Source organism: Mycolicibacter sp. MU0083 (assembly GCF_963378075.1).
Classification (GTDB): domain Bacteria; phylum Actinomycetota; class Actinomycetes; order Mycobacteriales; family Mycobacteriaceae; genus Mycobacterium; species Mycobacterium kokjensenii.
The window spans coordinates 3,034,039-3,053,299 of sequence record NZ_OY726394.1 but is presented as its reverse complement, the minus strand read 5'-3'; the positions used below and the strand labels follow the sequence as shown (position 1 = coordinate 3,053,299).

Sequence of the window (19,261 nt, the reverse complement as noted above, 5' to 3'; positions counted from 1 at the left end):
CGACGGCACCGCGGCGTCAACCCGGGATCAGCGCTGACAGACCGGACACCAGAACCGGATTCGCTCCGCGTTGCGGTCCGAGACGACCGGGCTGCCGCAGCGACGGCAGGGTGATCCCGCACGGCCGTACACCCACAGCCGTCGACCGGGACGGGTGTCGCCGGTGGTGCAGCGGTTCCAACGCAGGCGATTCGCCCACAGCATCTCGCGTGCCCGTGCCACCAGTCGTTCTGGATCGGGCAGATCACCCACCGGAGTCTGCGGCAATCTCCCCACCACGAAACACAGTTCGTTGCAGTAGACGTTGCCGATACCGGCCACTACGGACTGGTCCAGCAGAGCAGCGGCCAGCGGACGGCCCGGATCGGTGAGCAGGTTGGCCGCCGCGACACCCGGGTCCCAATCATCGCCCAGCAGGTCCGGACCCAGGTGCGCGACCACCGCCGCGTCGTCACCGCGTTTGAGCACCTCCAGCGTGCCCAAGTCGCTCCCGGTCGCACGAACGGGTCCGGCCTCCAAGATGATCCGCGTCCGGTGATCGACGGGACGACGGCCGATCCGCCAGCTGCCCTCCATCTTCAGATGCGAGTGGATGCTGGCCGATCCGACCCGGATGAACAGATGCTTGCCGCGGCTGATCACCTCGTCGACCCGCCGGCCGGACAGATCGACCTCGGCGTAACGCGGAACCCGGATGTCGCAGCGGGTCAGGGTCTTTCCCATCAAGGCATCCGACAGCACGGCCGCGGTATGAAAGACGGTGTCGCCCTCGGGCATCAGCGCATCCGCAATCCGCGTGGCGTGCGCGAGAACCCGGCGTCGGACAGGGCCGCCACCGTCGGCGAGTCACCGGACTGCAGCACCGCCACCCCGTCGATCCGTTCGATCAAGAACCCGTCGATTCGCCGGTCGGAGATCAGCCCGGTCAACGCAGCGGCCGCGGCATGCTGCGCCGCGGCGGAATCGGTGAAGCTCAGCAGTGACCGCCCGCCGCGCTCGACGAACCACACCAGTTCGCCGTCGACCAGCACCACCAACGCGCCGGCCTTGCGTCCCGGTCGCGCCTGACCGGGATGTGCCGGCCAGTTCAGCGCCGCCCCATACGGATTCGCCGGGTCGGCGGCGGCCAGTGCCACCGCGCGATAGTCGGGGCTGCTGGGATCCACCCCGTCGAGATAACCCCGAAGCCGGTCCACCGTAGCGGACATCGCGAACTGTGCCGCGCCGAGCGACTCGATGAAATAGCCGCGCTGGCAACGCCCGGCATGCTCGAACGCCGACAACACCTTGTACACACCGGCGAAGGCCCCGGGCACCGACTCGGCCGCGACGGCGCCGCGGGTCAGCACCCCGTGACGGTGCAGCAACAACTCGGCGGTGTGGTGCGCCCGCAGGGTGGCATCCGGCTCCGGTGCGGGCAACGCCGACCAACGCCCGGCCACCGTGGGGTCCGCGGCCCGGGCGGTGGCCTGTGCGACATGAAAACGACTCAGCCGAGGGGGGCGGGTGCTGCGGTGCGCGGGCCGGGAACGCCGCGTCCCCGCCAACACCGCGCGCACCGGTGCGAACGTGTCACCGGTAACCCAGCCCGCCCAGATCAACTCCCACAGTGCGGCTTTGAGCTCCGCTTCGCCCACATCGCCGCCCAGCTGGCGGAAGAAATACGCGCCCCCACCGGCCAGGGCGTCCAGGATCGCCCGGTGGGCGGGGCCGAACTCGACCGTGGCCCCCGGCGCCAACGTCAGCGTCGCCGAATCGGCCAGGTGAAAGCTGATCCATCCGTCGGCGGCCGGGGCGCTGCCGGCGGGCGCCCCCGCCCCCGACCACAACACCTCCCCGGAGGCCAGCAACTCATCGAGCATGGCCGGCGCGTAGTCGGCGACTCGCTGCCCGAAGATCAACGGCTCGACCGCCGACGCCGGCAACGGCACGCCCGCGAGCTGTGCGATCACCTCGGCCAGTCCGTCGACGCCGGATGCCGCAGCCACACCGGGCGAACCGACCTGCTGCCAGGCCGGCAGGAATCGTCCGTAGGCGGCCGTCGACACCGGCTCGATCGCGGAGCGCAGCGCGGCCAGCGACCGGCGACGCAGGATGCGCAGCACCTCGGTGTCGCACCACTGTTCGCCGGGAGAGTCCGGGAAATCGGTGAACTCACCTCGCACCACCCGCCCGTCGGCCGCCAGCCGGCCCAGCGTGTCCGCGGCCACCCGCACGCCCAGACCGAACCGGTCGGCGGCCTGACCGGTGGTGAACGGCCCCCGCGCTCGGGCGAACCGCCCCAACAGCTCACCGAGCGGATCGGTGACCGGCTCGGTGAAGCCCGCGGGAATGCCGGGCGGGACCGCCACCCCGAGCCCGTCGCGCAGCCGCCCGATGTCCTCGATCGCCACCCACCAGTGCCGTCCGGCGAATGCCACCGACAGCACCCGCCGGGCGGCCCGCAGGTGTTCCAGCCATCCGCCGACGGCGTCCTCCGACGCGTCGGCGCGGGCGGTGATCTCCTCGGCGGTCAGCGGCCCGAGCAACCGCAGCAGATCCGCGACCCCTTCGGCGTCGCGGGCGGCCCGCTCGGCGGTCAGGTGTTGCAGTTGCGCGGTGACCGTGGCGATCACCTCGACATCGAGCAGCTCGCGCAGTTCGACCCGGCCCAACAGTTGCGCCAGCAGGGTGGGATCCAGCGACAGCGCCGCGGCGCGGCGCTCGGCCAGCGGGGTGTCGCCCTCGTAGATGAACGCCCCCACATAACCGAACAGCAACGACGCCGCGAACGGTGACGGCGTGGCCGTCTCGACTTCGACCAGCCGTACCCGGCGCTGCGCGATGCGGGCCATCAACGCCGTCAGGGCGGGCACGTCGTAGACGTCCTGCAGGCATTCGCGCACCGTTTCCAGCACGATCGGGAAGGCCGGGTACTTCCGTGCCACGTCGAGCAACTGGGCGGCCCGCTGGCGTTGCTGCCACAGCGGTGTGCGCCGGCCGGGATGCCGGCGCGGCAACAGCAGGGCCCGCGCCGCGCACTCCCGGAACCGGGAGGCGAACAGGGCCGACCCGCCGACTTCGTCGGTGACCACCGCGGCGATCTCGTCGGCGTCGAACACGAACAATTCCCCGAAAGCCGGCGGCGCCCCCAGCGCCCCGGCGGCGTCGGACTCCAGGTCGCTATCGGGCAGCCGGACCACGATCCCGTCGTCGGATGCCGTCGGCTTCTCGTCGATGCCGTAACGCTCGCGTAGCCGCCGGCCCACCGCCAGCGCCAGTGGCCCGTTGACCCGCAGCCCATAGGGGGAATGCAGTACCACCCGCCAGTCGCCGAGTTCGTCGCGGAACCGCTCGACCACCAGTGTGGTGTCGGTGGGGACAGCCCCGGTCGCGGTGCGCTGATCGTCGAGCAGCCGGTGCAGGTTCTCCACCGCGTAGTCGTCGAAACCCAATCCGGTGCAGCGCTTCTCGAACGATTCGCGGTCCAGTGCGGCCAGTTCTCCGGTGAACGCGCCCAGCGCAGCGCCGAGTTCGGCGGGACGCCCGACCCCGTCGCCGTGCCAGAACGGGAGGCGCCCGGGCTGCCCGGGAGCCGGTACCACCAGCACCCGGTCATGGGTGATCTCGGTGATGCGCCAACTGCTGGCGCCCAGCGAGATTACGTCACCGGGCCGTGATTCGTAGACCATCTCCTCGTCGAGTTCGCCGACCCGAGAGGGCTTCTCGACGCCCGCCAGATACACCGTGAACAGCCCGCGGTCGGGGATGGCCCCACCGGAGGTGATCGCCAGTCGCTGTGCCCCCGGGCGTCCGGTCAGGGTGCCACGGTCTCGGTCGTAGACCAGCCGGGGGCGTAGCTCGGCGAACTCGGTCGACGGATATTTTCCCGACAGCAGATCCAGGGTCGCCTCGAACACCTCCCGCGACAAGGTGGCGAACGGGGCACTGCGGCGCACGGTGTCGAACCACTCCTCGGCGTCCAGCGGTGCCAGCGCGGCAGCGGCCACCGTCTGCTGGGCCAGGATGTCCAGTGGGTTGGCCGGCACCGTCAGGGATTCGATCTGGCCGGCCAGCATCTGCTGGACCGCGACGGCGCACCCGATCAGGTCCGTGCGGTGTTTGGGTATCAAGACCCCCGCCGATACCTCGCCGACCTGATGGCCGGCCCGGCCGATGCGCTGGAGCCCACTGGCCACCGACGGCGGTGCTTCGATCTGGATGACCAGATCGACGGCGCCCATGTCGATGCCGAGCTCCAGGCTCGACGTCGCGACCACCGCCCGAAGCCGCCCGCTTTTGAGGTCCTCCTCGACGTCGGCGCGGGTCTGCAGCGACACCGACCCGTGGTGTGCACGGGCCAGCGGTACCGCGGGATCCGCGGTGTCGGTGCCGCGTTCGGCGTGGATCTCGTTGAGCCGCGCGGTCAGGCGTTCGGCGAGCCGCCGCGAATTGGCGAACACGATCGACGACCGGTGCGCCTCGATGAGATCGACGACGCGTTCCTCGACCTCCGGCCACACTGAGCCCTCGGCGGGGCTGGCCATGTCGGGAACCGGCACCTGCACCGTCAGTTCGAAGGTCTTGGCCGCCGGGGGAGCCACCACGGTGGTCGGGGACTGCCCGGATAGGAACCGCGCGACCTCTTCGGCGGGACGCACGGTGGCACTGAGTCCGATGCGCTGGGCGGGCCGGGACAGCATCGCGTCGAGGCGCTCCAACGACAACGCCAGGTGAGCGCCGCGCTTGGTGGCGGCCACCGCGTGCACCTCGTCGACGATCACCGTGCGGATGCCGGTCAACGTTTCGGCGGCCGCCGAGGTCAGCATGAGAAACAGCGACTCCGGGGTGGTGATCAGAATGTCGGGAGGTCTGGCGACCAGTTCGCGTCGCCGTGCCGGGGAGGTGTCACCCGACCGCACACCGACGGTGATGTCGGGGGCCGGCAGGCCGCGATGGGCGGCCAGCCGCGACATCCCGGCCAACGGCGTCCGCAGGTTGCGTTCGACGTCGACGGCCAGCGCCTTCAGCGGCGAGATGTAGAGCACTCGGGTTCCGCTGCCGGGGTCGGCGGCCAGGCGGTCGAGCGCCCACAGGAAGGCCGCCAGCGTCTTGCCGGAACCGGTGGGCGCGACGACCAGGGTGTTGTGCCCGTCGGCGATCGCCGCCCAGGCCTGCGCCTGGGCCGGGGTGGGGGCGGTGAACGTTCCGGTGAACCAGTCCCGGGCCAGCGCCGAGAAGCGCGCCAGCGAATCCGGGGACGCTTGCTGGTTCGGGCTCACCTAGCCATCGTGCCAATTTCCGGGCGCCGGTGTGCGCCGAGGCGACGGGCCGGGACGGTTTGGCGCGGTCGAGGCCGGGTATCCCCGAACAGCACGTGCGCTCGGAGGCCGTTGCCCGGTGACGAGCGCAGGACGGAGAGGTCGATATGTCGGATGTGGTGAGGCGGTGCGCAGTAGGGGTGTGCGCCGCATTGGTGTTGGTCGCCGGACAGGCGGCGGCGTCGGCGGACCCTGCTGTCGACACGAACTGCAGTTATGACCAGGTCGTAGCGGCCATGCGGGCACAATCGCCGGGTGTCGCGGCGCAATTCGACGCCACTCCCGCCGCACAGGCGTGGTTGCAGAATTACATCGCGGCGCCGCCGGCGCAGCGTCGACAGATGATCGACCAGGTGCAGGGGACCCCCGATGCCGGGCCCTACACCGCGTTGTTCGGTCCGCTGGCAAGCATCTGCGGGGACTACTGACCGCACTTCGGGCCGCTCAGACGGTGTCGATGTCGGGATCGGTCTCAGTTGGCCAGAGCCCACTGTGCGTCCGGTGCGGCCGGAGTCATGTAGCCCACGCCGCGAACGGTGTCGACGATCGATTCGTGGTCGGGGCCGAGCTTGGCGCGCAACCGCTGCACGTGGACGTCGACTTTGCGACGGCTGCCCGTTCCACCCCAGATATCGCGCAACAACCGGGTTCGGGTGAATGCTTGTCCCGGGTGCCGCACCAGGTGATTGAGGAGCCTGAACTCGGTGAGCGTCAGATCCAGATCCCGGCCGGACAGTGATGCGGTGTAGCTGTCGGTCTGGATGACCAGATCACCGAACTGCACGGCATGGTGGGTGAACTGGTTTCGCCGCCGTAGCGCCATCCGCAGCCGCGCGTTCGCCTCCGCCGGGCCTGCGGTCGCGATCAGCACGTCGTCGACGTGCCAATCGAGTCCTACCGCCGCGAAGTCGTCGGCGGTCACCACCGCCAGTAGAGCCGCGGCGGGTGCCCAGGCACCGACTCGGCGGCAGCTCTCGCGAGCGGCCGACCGATCCGTGGTGCCGTCGACCAGAACACATTGTGGACCTTGACAATCGGTGGACGACGCAATGGACAGGGGGCCGCGGGTCAGGGAGTTGCCGAAGGCGACCAGCGACGACATCGACCCGGCGAACCCGTCACGGTCGGTCAGTAGCAGGATCTTCATCTCCGGTCTCCAACTCCTGGATTCGTTACGCGTCAGGGATTTTGGTACCCAAAGTGGCGCGGGGGTAACCCTGTCCGCAGTGACGAGAGGCCCGACCCGCCGGGGCGGATCGGGCCTGCTCCCGCCAGGCTATTGGTGGGATTGCTCGCGCGCTTCGGCCGCCTTCGCTCCGGCCCGAGCCGCGTCGGCTTCGGCCTGGTGCTTGGCGGCATCTCGCTGGGCTTCGCCTTTGTCTTGCTGTGCCCGGCCTTCGCGAACCATTTCGTCGTTTCCGGTCACGGCTCCGAGCACTTCCTTCGCCTTGCCCTTGACGCCCTCCACGGCGCCCCGCACGCCGTCTTCGGTGGCGCTGTTGTCGTCAGACATCGAGTCCTCCCTTCGTGACGGTGGCCGGCCCGCGCGGTCTGCGAGCCGCCACGACCACCAGGCTTCCCGGAGGCGCATACGTTCAAACGTGAATCACCGTGGCAGGGTGTCGATCTGCGCGCTCCGTCGGCGGCATGAGGCATCCCCGAGATCGCCTGTTACATCCCTGTGAACATCCTGCGGAACAGGCGGATAATCGGAACTATCGGCATACGATAGTTTCCGGTCGCGGACAGGCTTCGTGTCATATCGCTGGACTGTCCGGAACGGCTCAGACGATCGCTGTTCACAAGGAGGACAGGCAATGGGAGACACCTTTCACGACCCCGTCGATCACGTGCGGACCACCCGACCGCACGCGGGCCGCGCGATGATCGACGTTCTGGGATGGCCGGGTTACTCCCTGCTTGTGGTGGGGATGGTGGCGGGCATCGCCTGCCTCGCCGCGTTCGGCACCGGCAACCAGCGCCAGGGTATGGAGGTCGCAGCCGTTGCGGTGGTCGCCACGATCTTGGGTGCGGTGTGGCTGCGGTTCGAGCATCTACGGATCTGCCGGGTCAACAACGAGTGGCACCTGGCGCATCGCGAGGCGCAGCGGAACTCTTCCATGAGTTGAGCCAGGGGCGGAGCGGCCCGGCCGTGTTGCGGTCGGGCCGCTTTGTGTCTACCGGAGCGAACTCGAGGGTTGAGATGCTCGACGACCGGGTACAGAAATTGTCATGACTGGTCTTCGTGCGGGCGCTGGCGTTCGGGTGGTCGGCGTGCGATGGTGACGGCGTCGGTTGACGGCGGAATGTGCGAAGGTGACCAGGCGAGGGTGGTGGGCAGTCGATTGACAGGCAGCAGTAGTCTCGGTCCGATTTCGCCGGGAGGCTTCATGACCGACATTCACAGTGACCGAGCTCAGCAGGCCTGTAGCGAACGGGCCGTCGAGTTACGGGTCGCCCCCAGATTGGAAAGTCTGGCGGTGGTGCGGATGTTGGTCGGCGCGATCGCCACCTACGAGGACCTCGATGTCGACACGGTTGCCGATCTGCGGTTGGCGATCGACGAACTCTGTACCCAGCTGATCCGCAGCGCCGCGCCCGGCGCGATGCTCACCGTCGTCGTCGATCCGCGCGATGACGACGTGTCGGTCCGGGCGTCGGCGCCCGGGTCCGGGGCCGAGGTGCTGACTCCGGGCAGTTTCAGTTGGCATGTGCTCACCGCGCTGGTCGATGACGTACAGACGTTCCACCAGGGCAACGACTCCGATGGCGCGGTTCCGGTGTTCGGGGCCACCCTGATCAGTCGGCGGGCGGACGCCTAGAGGTGGCTTCGCGTACCGCCGGCGGCTCGCGGTCCGGATCCGAGTACGCCGATGTCGGCGACTTGTTTCGTGAACTCGCCCAATACGAGCCCGGCAGCGCGGCGTTCCGTGACCGCAAAGACCGGATCGTGGAACGGTGCCTGCCGCTGGCCGACCACATCGCGCGCCGGTTCGAGGGCCGCGGCGAGTCGCGGGACGATCTGGTCCAGGTAGCGCGGGTGGGCCTGGTGAATGCGGTCACCCGGTTCGACGTCGAGACCGGCTCGGACTTCGTCTCGTTCGCGGTCCCGACCATCATGGGCGAGGTCCGCCGCCACTTCCGCGATAACAGTTGGTCGGTCAAGGTGCCCCGCCGGCTCAAGGAGCTGCACCTCCGCTTGGGAGTGGCCACCGCGGAACTGTCGCAACGGCTGGGGCGGGCCCCCAGTGCGTCGGAGCTGGCGGCGGAACTGGAGTTGAGTCGCGACGAGGTGGTCGAAGGATTGGTGGCGGGCAGCTCCTATAACACCCTGTCGATCGACGGAGGTGGCAACTCCGCCGAGGACGACGCTCGGTCGATCGCCGATACCCTCGGCGATGTCGATGCCCGGATGGACCGCATCGAGGACCGAGAGGCGTTGCGGCCCCTGCTGGAGGCCCTCCCAGAGCGGGAACGCACCGTGCTGGTGTTGCGGTTCTTCGAATCGATGACCCAGACCCAGATCGCCGAACGGGTCGGCATCTCACAGATGCACGTATCGCGACTGTTGGCGAAGTCACTGGCGAAGCTACGCGACCAGCTGCAGTAGACCGGAATCTTGAGGCGCGGACCGGCGAAACACGTTTGCATCGGGATGTCGGCGGGTAGCCGGGCGGTGATCTCACGACACGACGGAGGCGACCCGGATGCGGGCAGTCACATGGCAGGGCAAGCGCACGGTTCGGGTCGATACCGTCCCGGACCCGGTGATCGAAAAGCCGACCGACGCGGTCATCGAAGTGACGACCACCAACATCTGCGGCTCTGATCTGCATCTCTACGAGGTGCTCGGCGCGTTCATGGACCCCGGCGACATCTTGGGCCATGAGCCGATCGGCGTCGTGGTCGAGGTCGGTCGAGAACTGAGCAACCTCAGACCCGGCGATCGGGTGGTGATTCCGTTCCAGATCGCCTGCGGGCACTGCAGCCTGTGTCGCCAAGGCCTGCCGACCCAGTGCGACACCACCCGGGTGCGCGCGCAGGACACCGGCGCTGCACTGTTCGGCTATTCCAAGCTCTACGGTCAGGTTCCGGGCGCGCAGGCACAGTATCTGCGTGTGCCCCAGGCTCACTACACCCACATCAAAGTGCCGGAGGGGCCGCCTGATTCGCGGTTCGTGTATCTGTCCGATGTGCTGCCGACCGCAATGCAGGCGGTTGACTACGCTGCAATTCCAGACGGTGGGTCGGTGACCGTGCTGGGGCTCGGGCCGATCGGTGACATGGCGGCCCGGATCGCCGCCCATCAGGGTGCCCGCGTGATCGGCGTCGATCTGGTGCCAGAGCGGCTGGGCCGGTTGGCCAGGCGGGGGATCGAGACCATCGACTCAAGTGAGGAATCCGATTTCGGTGAGGTGATTCGCGATCGAACCGACGGCCGCGGAACGGATGCGGTGATCGACGCAGTCGGCATGGAGGCACATGGTTCCGGCGGGGCCTGGGCGGTACAGCAAGTCAGCTCGCTACTTCCGGACGCCGTGGCCGGACCCTTGATCAGCAACGCCGGAATCGACCGGCTCGCCGCGTTGTACGCCGCGATCGATATCGTGCGTCGCGGGGGCACGGTGTCGATTATCGGTGTCTACGGCGGCAAACTGGACCCGCTGCCGATGTTCACCCTGTTCGACAAGCAGATCACGCTGCGGATGGGGCAGGCCAACGTCAAGCCACGCGTCGATCGGCTGATGCCGCTGCTGACCGATGACGACCCGCTGGGGGTCGATACGTTCGCTACCCACGAGCTGCCGTTGGAACAGGCGCCGGAGGCCTACCAGATGTTTCAGCAGAAACGTGATGGCGCGGTGAAGATCTCGCTCAAGCCATAGTCCCATCGGTGCCGGGCCGGGTCAGTAGGTGCGCGGCCTCGAATAGCAGTGCGTGCGCGAAGGCCTGTGGCAGGTTGCCGCGCAGTTGCCGCTGACCTACGTCGTATTCCTCGGTGAGCAACCCGGGCGGGCCGCATGCGGTGCGACCGCGTTCGAACCATTGCAGCGCCCGAAGCGCTTCGCCCTGCTGGTGGTCTGCGAGTGCCAACACGAAGCTGCACAACAGGAATGCGCCCTCGGCGACGCCGAGGCCGCGCTGGTCGACCCGGTAGCGGTAGACGAAGCCGTCTTGGGTCAGATCACGACGCACCGCGGTCAGCGTGGTACGGGTGCGGGCGTCGTCGGCCGGGACGGCTCCGCGAAGTCCGGGCAGCAGCAGCGCCGCATCGACTCCCGGGTCGTCGGGTGCACGTTGCCACCGCCCGTCGCGGTGTAGGCAGTCCGAACCGGTGTCGCTGACCAGCTTGTCGGCCAGATGCTGCCAGCGTGCACCCTGGGCCGGCGGGGCCACACCGGCGATTCGGCGCAGTCCCGCCGCACACATCAGCCGGGAATGTGCCCAGCGTCGGTTGTCGAGTTCCCAGATGCCGGCGTCCGGTTTGGTGCAACGCTTTTCGATCGCATCCACCAGGGTGTGCACCGCACCCCAATGCGTGCTGTCCAACCGATCCCATTGACCGGCAGCGGCCAGTAGCAGTAGTGCCTCACCGAAGGTGTCCAACTGGAACTGTTCACCGACCCAGTTGCCCGCCTTGGCCCGGGCGCCGGGATAGCCGGGCAGCGGCAGATCGCGCTCCGAGGGTGGTCGGGTGGCATCGACGCAGTATGCCGGCCGCAGATCGGGGCCGTCGGTGAGCACCCGCTCGGTGACGAACCGGACGGCGTCATCGAGCAGCGGATGGGGTCCGGCGGCGGCGACCGCCTGCCCCGCATAGCACTGGTCGCGAATCCAGCAGTAGCGGTAGTCGTAGTTGCGGCCCGCTTTGGCCCGCTCCGGTAGTGACATCGTCGCTGCCGCGACCATCCCGCCACCGGAGCTGGTCAGGCCGCGTAGTACCGCGTAGGACAGTTGTGCATCGGTATCGGCCAAGGTGCCGGTGAACTCCGGCACCGCGTGCCGCCAGGCGCTTTCGGTGCCGGACCAGGCTCGTGCCGCGTCGGTGGGCCGGCCAGGCAGATCGCGGTCGGACAACTCCAGCACCAGATCGTGGTCACGTCCCGGGACGACGTCGATCACCGTGCACAACGAACCGTCGACGGCGCGACGGGCATCGGCGGCGCCGGTCCACCGGAATCGGTGCGGCCCCGATCGGCCGGTCCAACTCCCGCCTTCGCAGGACAATCCCGACATGGCGGTCTCGCCGAAGTCGGCGCGGACGTCGAGCACGACGCGCATCCGCATGGGCCGGTCGATCGCCCGGATACGGCGCAGCACCACCGCGGTGTGGGTGTCGCCGGGGAAGGCCAGCCCTTCTCGGCACTCGACGATCCCGTCGGTGGTGACCCAGCGGGAGCGCCAGATCAGCGATCGCTCCTCGTATCGGCCGCCCCACACGTAGCGCAGTTCCGGGGTGACGGCATAGACCCCCGCGCCGCCTAGCAGCGAACTGAAGACTGCCGGACTGTCCCAGCGTGGTAGGCACATCCAGCAGAAGTCGCCGTGCGGTCCGACCACGACCCCGCGTTCACCGTCGGCGATCAGCGCATACTGGCGCAGCACCTGCGGACCGAATCGCTCCAGCAGTGCTGGTCCCTCGTCCATGCCGGGGTGCATACCCCGTGCCGGGGGCGGGTAGTCACCGATTCATGAACCTGCCCGGCGAGGCGTCCGTGCCCGTGGACTCGGTGGACGTCGCCACCTACTCGTTTCCCACCGACGCGCCGGAATCCGATGGCACCGCAAGCTGGGATTCCACCACGATGGTGTTGGTGAGCGCGGGCGCAGCGGGACAGGTGGGCACCGGCTACACCTACGCCGGTACGGCGGCCGCCACGGTGGTACGTGACGAACTGTCGCCGCTGGTCGTCGGTGGCGACGCCTTGGCGCCGCCGGCCCGCTGGGCCGACATGGTTTGTGCGGTACGCAATCTGGGCCGGCCCGGAGTAGTCGCCGAGGCGATCGCCGCCGTCGACGTCGCGCTGTGGGACCTGCGGGCACGCCTGCTGGACGAGCCGCTGGTCATCGCGTTGGGAGCGGTGCACGACGTCGTCCCGATCTATGGCAGCGGGGGCTTCACCTCCTATGACGACGAAGCGTTGTGTGGCCAGCTCGCCGGATGGGTCGAAGAGGGCATCGGCCGCGTCAAGATGAAAGTCGGTCGCGATCCCGCCGTCGACGGCGCCCGGGTGGCGGCGGCACGCTGCGCCATCGGCGCCGACGCCGAGTTGTTCGTCGACGCCAACGGCGCTTACCGGCGCAAGCAGGCACTGGGCTGGGCGCAGCGGTTCACCCACCAGGGGGTGACCTGGTTCGAAGAACCGGTCAGCTCCGACGATCTCGAGGGCTTGCGTCTGTTACGGGACCGCAGCCCGGCCGGGATGGAAGTCGCTGCCGGCGAGTACGGCTACGACGTGCCCTATTTCCAGCGGATGCTCGACGCCGGCGCCGTCGACTGTCCGCAGGCCGACGTCACCCGGTGCCTGGGTATCACCGGAGTGCTCAAGGTGGGTGCGCTCTGCGATGCCCGCGGCCTGGATCTGTCGTTGCATTGCGCGCCGCAGATCAGTGCGCACGTCGGTGCCGCGCTGTGGCATCTTCGCCACCTGGAGTACTTCCACGATCATGTCCGGATCGAGCGGATGGCTTTCGATGGTGTTCTGTTGCCGCAGCCCGGTGGTGTGTTGCGTCCCGACCGCAGCGCGACCGGCCACGGCCTGACGGTCAAATCGGCTGATCTGGAATGCTTTCGGGTGGCGTAAGGCGCTCAACGACGAAGTCCGCCGCTTGCGCTGTCATACCGTTGGCCGCGTACGCCCCGTGCGCGGCACCGTCGGCGCCGGCGGAGCAGACCGGGTCGCCGAGAGCACACAGGTCGATGGTCTTGGCGGCGTAGCTCGACCCGATCTCCGCCGGCGGCGCCCCGATGGAGTCCAAGAACGCTGCCGACGGTCGGCCCAGCAATGCCACGGCGGCGACGTGTCCGGCGACTTCAGGCGCCAGGGGCGCTCCGAACCGGGTGGCGGTCGTCGGCTCGGTGACATAGCCGATGAGGGCAGCACCGCGTGAGTATCCGGCGAGGACAAGCCGGGTGCCCGCGCAGTCGGCGGCCATGTCGCGGATGTGGGTGGCGGCGTCGGCGACCCCTGCGGCCGAGGGGCCGAACTCGGGTACCGCGGGAAAGTCGACCGGATAAACGGCCACGGTACGGCCCCAGGTGCGCCACCGGAGGGCATCGATGAACTGCTGACCCATCCAGCCGACGCCGGGCGGTTCTCCGGTGCCCCGGGCGAAGACCACCTCGACGTCGGGGCATCCGATGGCGACGGCGTCGCCGGCGGCCGGCGAGCACAGCAGAATGCAGCCACCCAAGACTACGGCGGTGAGAATCCGAGTAATCACAGCACTTCGTCCGATACCCATTGCGATCCGGGGACAAACCGTGGTTTAGCTCGGCCGAAAACGGCAAGCCTACGTCGGTACCGTCACCGACGGTACGCAAGCTGAAGGGGAGAAACCAATGATCACAACTTCTTTGGCCAGGCTTGCCGCCGGCAGTGGCATGGCACTGGCCTTGGCGGCTGGTGCCGGGCCGGCGAACGCCGTTCCGGACCAGCCCGGCCCGACTCCTCCGCCGAGCCAACCGGGCCAACCGGGCAAACCAAGCCAATGGTCGCAGAATCCAGCGGTGAACACGACGTGCAGCTATGCCCAGGTGGTGGCGGCTATGAGCGCGCAATCACCGGAGACCGCAGCACAATTCAATGCGACACCCATGGCGCAGTCATTCCTGCAGAACTTCCTCGCCTCGCCACCGCCGCAGCGCGAGCAGCTGCTCGAGCAGGCTCAGGGTGTACCGGAGGCGGCTCAGTTCGTCACCCTGGTCGGGCCCATCGCCAAGACCTGCGACAAGTACTGAGCGGTGACCACCCCCTGCCCGCACCGTTTGCTCACTTCCGGCGGCCCCAGCGGAGATGGCAGAGCCCCGGCGGTCCAGGGTGTTGCGTCACAGCGTGGGGGAACTGTTGAACTGCCCGTTCTGTCCGGACATGTGGGTGGCCACTTGGCCTACGCGAAAACCCAACAGATGACCCAGCAACGATGATCGGAGACGCCCCGATGCCGAAGCAATCGACGGCCACGGCCCTGGCCGGTCGCCTGACCGAAGCCCTGGAGCACTCGGACATCCTGGATCGGCCGGCCCAGATTCTCGCCGCGCGGGTGCGCCGGCTGACCGGGCAGGGCAAGTTCAAAGACCTCATCAGCGGAACCAGCCTGGGACACCCGGCTCACCCGCCGCTGACCGATCTCGTCATCGGCGCGTTCGTCTCGGCGTCGCTGTTGGATCTGCTCGCGCCGAGGGCCGGCGCGGATATGGCAAACCGCCTGACAGCGGTCGGCATCGCCGCGTACGCACCGACCGCAATCACCGGGATCAGTGACTGGGCGGACACCGAACTGTCCGATGAACCATCCCGACGGGTCGGGCTGGTGCACGCCGCCGCCAATTCGAGTGCCCTGTTGATGTACGGCGCATCGTTGATGAACCGCCGTCGGGGCCGGCGGCTGCGCGCGGTGCTGTTGAGCCTCGGTGGCACCGCCACCCTGGGTCTCGGGGGCTACCTCGGTGGTCACTTGGCGTACACCCGGGGTGTCGGTGTCAACCAGAACGCGTTCGATCCCGGGCCGGATGGCTGGACTTCGGTGCTCGACAGCACCGAACTGACGGACGGCCGATTGCACGCAGTCGATGCCGACGGCACTCCGGTGCTGCTGGTTCGCTACGCCGGCCGGGTGTGGGCCATCCACGACCGGTGTGGACATCGCGGCTGCCCGTTGAGCAACGGGGAGCTCGACGGCACTGTGGTGACCTGTGCGTGCCACGGCTCGCGCTTCGACATGTGCGACGGCACGCTGCTGCGCGGGCCGGCCACCGGGAACCAGCCGGCGATGCGCTGCCGCGAGGTCGACGGCCGCATCGAAGTGCGCAGGCTAGATCTGCGATGACCGGTGTCGCCTTCGACCTGCCGCGGAGGGCGGGCTGCGCTACATCGCGTCGTTTGTTCGGCCAGGCGCCCGGGTATGCGGATCGGTATCGGGGAGCACCACCACAGCACGGAAAGGAGAAGTCGTGTCTGGATCGCTGGAAGGACGACGAGTCGCATTCCTGGTGGCGCCGGAGGGCGTCGAACAAGTCGAGCTGACCGAACCCTGGCGTGCAGTTACCGAAGCCGGCGCACGTCCGGCGCTGGTCTCGACGGCGGCCGGCCCGGTCCAAGCCTTCAACCACCTGGACCGCGGCGACCGATTCGATGTGGATCGGCAAGTGGGCGACACCTCGGCGGACGACTTCGACGCGCTGGTCCTGCCCGGCGGAGTAGCCAACCCGGACCAGCTGCGCACCGAGGAACGCGCGGTGTCGTTCGCCCGGGAGTTCTTCGACGCGGGTAAGCCCGTCGCCGTCATCTGCCATGGCCCGTGGACACTGGTGGAAGCCGGAGTCGTTACCGGCAGGCGGATCACGTCGTGGCCGAGCCTGCGCACCGACATCGTGAACGCGGGCGGCGATTGGGTCGATGAGGAGTTGGTGCGCTGCGATTGCCGACCTTCGGTCTTGCTGTCGAGCCGCAAACCCGATGACCTGCCGGCCTTCTGCGATGCGCTGGTGGAGGAGCTCGCCGCGCACCGGGCGACGTTGTGATGGCAGAGCCGATGCCGGTTGCGATGGAGACCGACAACCGTCGTGCGCGACTCTGGGTCAATTGGGCTGCCGCTCTGTTGACCGCGGCGGGGGCGGCGTTGGTCATGGTGTTTGCGATGGGCGCGGTGATGAGCACCGCGGCTTGCAGCACCGCCGAGTGCCCCGACCTCGGGCCCAGCGGAACGGCGTTCGGAGTGCTGTACTACGGCGCACCGGCGATCTCCGCGTTGACCATCCTGGCCTCGTTCTTCACGGCGGGCCGGCGGCGCGGACTCTTGGTTCCGGTGGCCGGTTGGTTGCTGTTGTCGCTCGACCTGTTGGCGCTGTACCTCGCTTTTCAGCGTTGAACACCCGGCGTGCCGGGGCGCTACGACAACAGCACTTGCGGGGCAAGTTCTTTGAGCATGGTTTCGGTCCAGTTCAGCTGCCGCAGCGTTGCGGGGTGGCAGTGCTCCACCAACTCCAGCAACTCACTGTCTCGGGCGGCACGTGCGCCCTGCGCCAGCACCACCCAGTCGACGGAGACCGCGGCGGCGTGCAGATACAGGCTGCGCAGGTCGGCCAGTAGCAGCATTCCCGGTTCGGACCGCCGACCGAGCGCCACACTGATCCCTTCCGGGAACGACGACCGGTACCGCCCGATCCGTTTGAGCGACGGCGCCCGGCGCAAGCCGTGGCTTCGCCCCGCCTGCGCGAGACGACGAACGTGATCGTCAGACCAATCCGCGAGATCTGTGCACAGGTGGAAGACCTCGTGATCGGCCTTATGCCGCCTCGCTACCCGGCGGAACCGGCCGGCTAGCGAGGCCTCGGAGCGCCGCAGTTCACGCAGTGGCAGATCGAGTCTCATCGTCCGGACCGGTCCTGATCTGCGCTTCGGCAGATGCGCACCACCGCCGTCTTGAACATGGGTTGTTTGGAGACCGGATCCCAATCGGTGATCGTGAGTTCATTGGCCGCCCGGTGGTGGCCCGTATCGTCGGTGTCCCAGTAGCCGTAGTGAAACGGCAGAAACGCGACGCCGTCGCGGATTCCACCCACTCGCGCCCGGGCCTCAACACTGCCACGGGCCGAGCGGATCTCGGTGAGGTCGCCATCGCCGATCCCGCGACGCTCGGCATCGCCGACCGACAGCTCCACCCACACCTGCGGTGCCGCTGCGTTGAGTTCGGGGGCGCGCGCGGTTTTGGTGCGGGTGTGGAACTGATAGACGGTGCGGCCGGTCGTCAGCCATAACTGCTCGTCGTCGGTGGGTCGCTCATGCGGCGCGGAATAGCCGGCGGCGCGCAACATCGCTTTGCCGTCGGGGTTGGCGGCACCGTATTCGGCGGCCTCGACCGCGGCGCCGGTGCGAAGATCCTTGCCGTAGCTTTCGCAGTAGGAAGGGGCACTGAAGAACTCGCCGTCACCGTACAGCCGTTCGGTGCCGTCGGGGCTCTCGGCGTTGCACGGCCATTGAATCCCGCTGCCACCGCGCAGCTTTGCATAGCTCAGCCCGGTGTAATCGCAGGGGCGTCCGGCGCTGCAGCGCTGCCAAGCCGCGAACGCCGACTCGGAATCCTTCCAGGAGATCAACGGCAGGCCGTCGCGATCACGAAAGTCCATCCGCTCGGCATAGTCACAGAAGATCTCCAGATCCGAGCGGGCCTGGCCGGGAGGTTCGACGGCCTTCTCGGACAGGTGAACCGTACGGTCGGCATTGGTGAAGGTTCCGGTCTTCTCGCCCCACGCGGCGGCGGGCAGCACGACGTCGGCGAGCTGAGCGGTCTCGGTCGCGAAGATGTCCTGCACCACGACAAACAGCCGGTGTTGCCCCAGGATGTCGCGGATGCGACGCAACTCCGGAAGCGACACCGCAGGATTGGTGGCACTGATCCAGAGCATCCGCAGACTGCCCTGCTCGGCGAAACGCAGCATCTGCATGACGTGCGTGGGCTCGGAGTAGTGCGGAATCCGGGCGGAATCGACGTTCCACAGCTGGGCCAATTCGGTTACGTGCTCGTCGTTGCGCCAGTTGCGAAACGCCGGCAGGCCGCCGTTGGCGCCGCACTCCCGGGTGTTCTGCGCGGTGGGCTGTCCGTTCATCTGCAGAACACCGGCACCGGGGCGACCCAGCATGCCGCGAATGAGGTTGAGGTTGTTGACCTGAGTCGCCGCCGCAGTCGCCTGGTGGGATTGATAGAAGCCCTGCAGCACCGTCGACAGCAGACGCTGGGCCTGCCCGAGAATCTCGGCGGCGCGCCGAAGATCCCGAGCCGGGACGTCACAGATCTGTGCCACGTGTTCCGGCGGATAATCTGCAACGCAGGCCGCCAACTCGTCGAATCCGACGGTGTAGGCGTCGATGTAGTCGTGGTCCACCCAGTCGTTCGCGATCACCTCGTGCAGCAGGCCGTTCATCAATGCCAGATTGGTACCGGGAACCGGTGCCAGATGCACCGTCGCCGCTTTGGCGACCTCGGTTTCGCGAGGGTCGACGCAGAGGATCTGCGGTGCGTCGGCCCCGGCCAGGCGGTCCAGCATGCGTGACCACAACACGGTCTGGGTCTCTGCGACGTTGTGTCCGTAGAGCGCGATCACGTCCGCGTGATCGACGTCGGTGTAGGAACCGGGCTGGCCGTCGCAACCGAAGGATTCCTTGAGCGCCCACTCGGCGGTGGCGGTGCACAGTCGCGTGTTGCCGTCCATGTGATTGGTGCCCAGTCCGCCGTGACCGATCACGGACAGCGTGTAGTACTCCTCCAACAGCAGTTGGCCGCTGGTGTAGAAGCCGATCGCACTCGGACCGAAATCACGAAGCAGCGCCTGGGTTCTCGACACGATCCGATTCATCGCGGTGTCCCAGTCGGATTCGACCAGCCCGTCGTGGTCGCGTACCAGCGGTACCGTCAGCCGATCGGGTGAGTTGTTCGCCTGCCAGCCGAACAGATCCTTGGGGTCCACCCGCCCTTGGTTGACCCGGTCGATGCGGCGGCCGCGCACACCGACGATCCGGCCGTCATGGCTGGCGATGTCGATGCCGTCGCCGTTGGAGTGCAGCACCGCCGCGGATTGCGTCCACTGCACTTCTTCGGGGTGCATGCCGTCGGTGAGTTCGGCATCCACCCGGTCGGGCCAGCGCTGCCCGGCGGCGTAGGGAGTGCGCGCACCCCAGGGCTGCGCGATGCGATCTGTCATGACACCGGGTTACCCGCTGCGCCACCTGGGTATGCCGTGC

Annotated in this window: 19 protein-coding genes; 11 read left to right on the top strand and 8 right to left on the bottom strand. The window is 68.2% G+C overall.

From position 1 onward, the window contains the following. Positions 1-27: 27 nt before the first annotated feature. Together nei2 and RCP38_RS14305 are read right to left on the bottom strand one after the other, a co-directional pair. Positions 28-777, bottom strand: coding sequence for an endonuclease VIII Nei2 (nei2, locus tag RCP38_RS14310; protein WP_308473594.1), 750 nt, complete (start codon positions 775-777; stop codon positions 28-30). Beyond that, positions 777-5,261: an ATP-dependent helicase gene (locus tag RCP38_RS14305; RefSeq protein ID WP_308473593.1), complete on the bottom strand. Its 4,485-nt coding sequence runs from the start codon at positions 5,259-5,261 to the stop codon at positions 777-779. The genes nei2 and RCP38_RS14305 overlap by 1 nt, the downstream gene beginning before the upstream one ends. A gap of 146 nt (positions 5,262-5,407) precedes the next feature. Here RCP38_RS14305 and RCP38_RS14300 point away from each other — a divergent pair, with 146 nt between their 5' ends. Further along, positions 5,408-5,728 (top strand): hemophore-related protein, encoded by a 321-nt coding sequence (locus RCP38_RS14300; protein ID WP_308473592.1) that lies wholly within the window; start codon positions 5,408-5,410, stop codon positions 5,726-5,728. A 44-nt stretch (positions 5,729-5,772) separates the two neighbouring features. Here RCP38_RS14300 and RCP38_RS14295 read toward each other — a convergent pair whose 3' ends face one another. Beyond that, the gene (locus tag RCP38_RS14295; protein ID WP_308473591.1) at positions 5,773-6,447 is read right to left on the bottom strand and encodes a winged helix-turn-helix domain-containing protein; all 675 of its coding nucleotides are present in this window, start codon (positions 6,445-6,447) and stop codon (positions 5,773-5,775) included. Positions 6,448-6,576: 129 nt separating this feature from the next. Further along, on the bottom strand, positions 6,577-6,813 hold the full coding sequence (gene mbp1, locus RCP38_RS14290; protein WP_308473590.1) for a microaggregate-binding protein 1: 237 nt from the start codon (positions 6,811-6,813) through the stop codon (positions 6,577-6,579). Between the two features lie 304 nt (positions 6,814-7,117). Between mbp1 and usfY the strand changes: the two genes are divergently transcribed. The 4 genes from usfY (at position 7,118) to RCP38_RS14270 (ending at position 10,186) form a co-directional block, all read left to right on the top strand. Beyond that, positions 7,118-7,429 carry a protein UsfY gene (gene usfY / locus RCP38_RS14285; RefSeq protein ID WP_308473589.1) on the top strand — a complete coding sequence of 104 codons (312 nt, stop codon included), beginning with the start codon at positions 7,118-7,120 and terminating at the stop codon, positions 7,427-7,429. Between the two features lie 261 nt (positions 7,430-7,690). Then, positions 7,691-8,122: an anti-sigma factor gene (locus tag RCP38_RS14280; RefSeq protein ID WP_308473588.1), complete on the top strand. Its 432-nt coding sequence runs from the start codon at positions 7,691-7,693 to the stop codon at positions 8,120-8,122. Positions 8,123-8,124: 2 nt separating this feature from the next. After that, on the top strand, positions 8,125-8,910 hold the full coding sequence (locus RCP38_RS14275) for an RNA polymerase sigma factor SigF (protein ID WP_308473587.1): 786 nt from the start codon (positions 8,125-8,127) through the stop codon (positions 8,908-8,910). Positions 8,911-9,007: 97 nt separating this feature from the next. Then, a complete protein-coding gene (locus tag RCP38_RS14270; protein WP_308473586.1) occupies positions 9,008-10,186 on the top strand; it encodes an alcohol dehydrogenase catalytic domain-containing protein in 1,179 nt (392 codons plus the stop codon). Here RCP38_RS14270 and RCP38_RS14265 read toward each other — a convergent pair. Then, positions 10,176-11,948: a glycoside hydrolase family 15 protein gene (locus tag RCP38_RS14265; protein ID WP_308473585.1), complete on the bottom strand. Its 1,773-nt coding sequence runs from the start codon at positions 11,946-11,948 to the stop codon at positions 10,176-10,178. The two genes, RCP38_RS14270 and RCP38_RS14265, sit on opposite strands and share 11 nt — an antisense overlap. A gap of 44 nt (positions 11,949-11,992) precedes the next feature. Here RCP38_RS14265 and RCP38_RS14260 point away from each other — a divergent pair, with 44 nt between their 5' ends. Beyond that, on the top strand, positions 11,993-13,105 hold the full coding sequence (locus RCP38_RS14260; protein ID WP_308473584.1) for an enolase C-terminal domain-like protein: 1,113 nt from the start codon (positions 11,993-11,995) through the stop codon (positions 13,103-13,105). Here RCP38_RS14260 and RCP38_RS14255 read toward each other — a convergent pair. After that, the gene (locus RCP38_RS14255; protein ID WP_308473583.1) at positions 13,068-13,766 is read right to left on the bottom strand and encodes a cutinase family protein; all 699 of its coding nucleotides are present in this window, start codon (positions 13,764-13,766) and stop codon (positions 13,068-13,070) included. The genes RCP38_RS14260 and RCP38_RS14255 overlap by 38 nt on opposite strands. A 100-nt stretch (positions 13,767-13,866) precedes the next feature. Here RCP38_RS14255 and RCP38_RS19975 point away from each other — a divergent pair, with 100 nt between their 5' ends. The 5 genes from RCP38_RS19975 (at position 13,867) to RCP38_RS14230 (ending at position 16,391) form a co-directional block, all read left to right on the top strand. After that, positions 13,867-14,262 (top strand): hemophore-related protein, encoded by a 396-nt coding sequence (locus RCP38_RS19975; protein ID WP_373692522.1) that lies wholly within the window; start codon positions 13,867-13,869, stop codon positions 14,260-14,262. Between the two features lie 55 nt (positions 14,263-14,317). After that, positions 14,318-14,434: a DUF1360 domain-containing protein gene (locus RCP38_RS14245; protein WP_308473581.1), complete on the top strand. Its 117-nt coding sequence runs from the start codon at positions 14,318-14,320 to the stop codon at positions 14,432-14,434. A 28-nt stretch (positions 14,435-14,462) separates the two neighbouring features. Beyond that, a complete protein-coding gene (locus RCP38_RS14240; RefSeq protein WP_308473580.1) occupies positions 14,463-15,350 on the top strand; it encodes a Rieske (2Fe-2S) protein in 888 nt (295 codons plus the stop codon). A gap of 124 nt (positions 15,351-15,474) precedes the next feature. Continuing rightward, the gene (locus RCP38_RS14235; RefSeq protein ID WP_308473579.1) at positions 15,475-16,044 is read left to right on the top strand and encodes a type 1 glutamine amidotransferase domain-containing protein; all 570 of its coding nucleotides are present in this window, start codon (positions 15,475-15,477) and stop codon (positions 16,042-16,044) included. Beyond that, entirely contained in the window at positions 16,044-16,391 is a 348-nt protein-coding gene (locus RCP38_RS14230; protein WP_308473578.1) for a hypothetical protein, read from the top strand. The genes RCP38_RS14235 and RCP38_RS14230 overlap by 1 nt, the downstream gene beginning before the upstream one ends. 20 nt (positions 16,392-16,411) lie before the next feature. On the opposite strand, the gene RCP38_RS14225 is transcribed toward RCP38_RS14230, so the two are convergent. Together RCP38_RS14225 and RCP38_RS14220 are read right to left on the bottom strand one after the other, a co-directional pair. Beyond that, complete coding sequence (locus tag RCP38_RS14225; protein ID WP_308473577.1) at positions 16,412-16,648, bottom strand: hypothetical protein; 237 nt, start codon at positions 16,646-16,648, stop codon at positions 16,412-16,414. Positions 16,649-16,890: 242 nt separating this feature from the next. Beyond that, on the bottom strand, positions 16,891-19,221 hold the full coding sequence (locus RCP38_RS14220; RefSeq protein WP_308473576.1) for a molybdopterin oxidoreductase family protein: 2,331 nt from the start codon (positions 19,219-19,221) through the stop codon (positions 16,891-16,893). Positions 19,222-19,261: the final 40 nt, after the last annotated feature.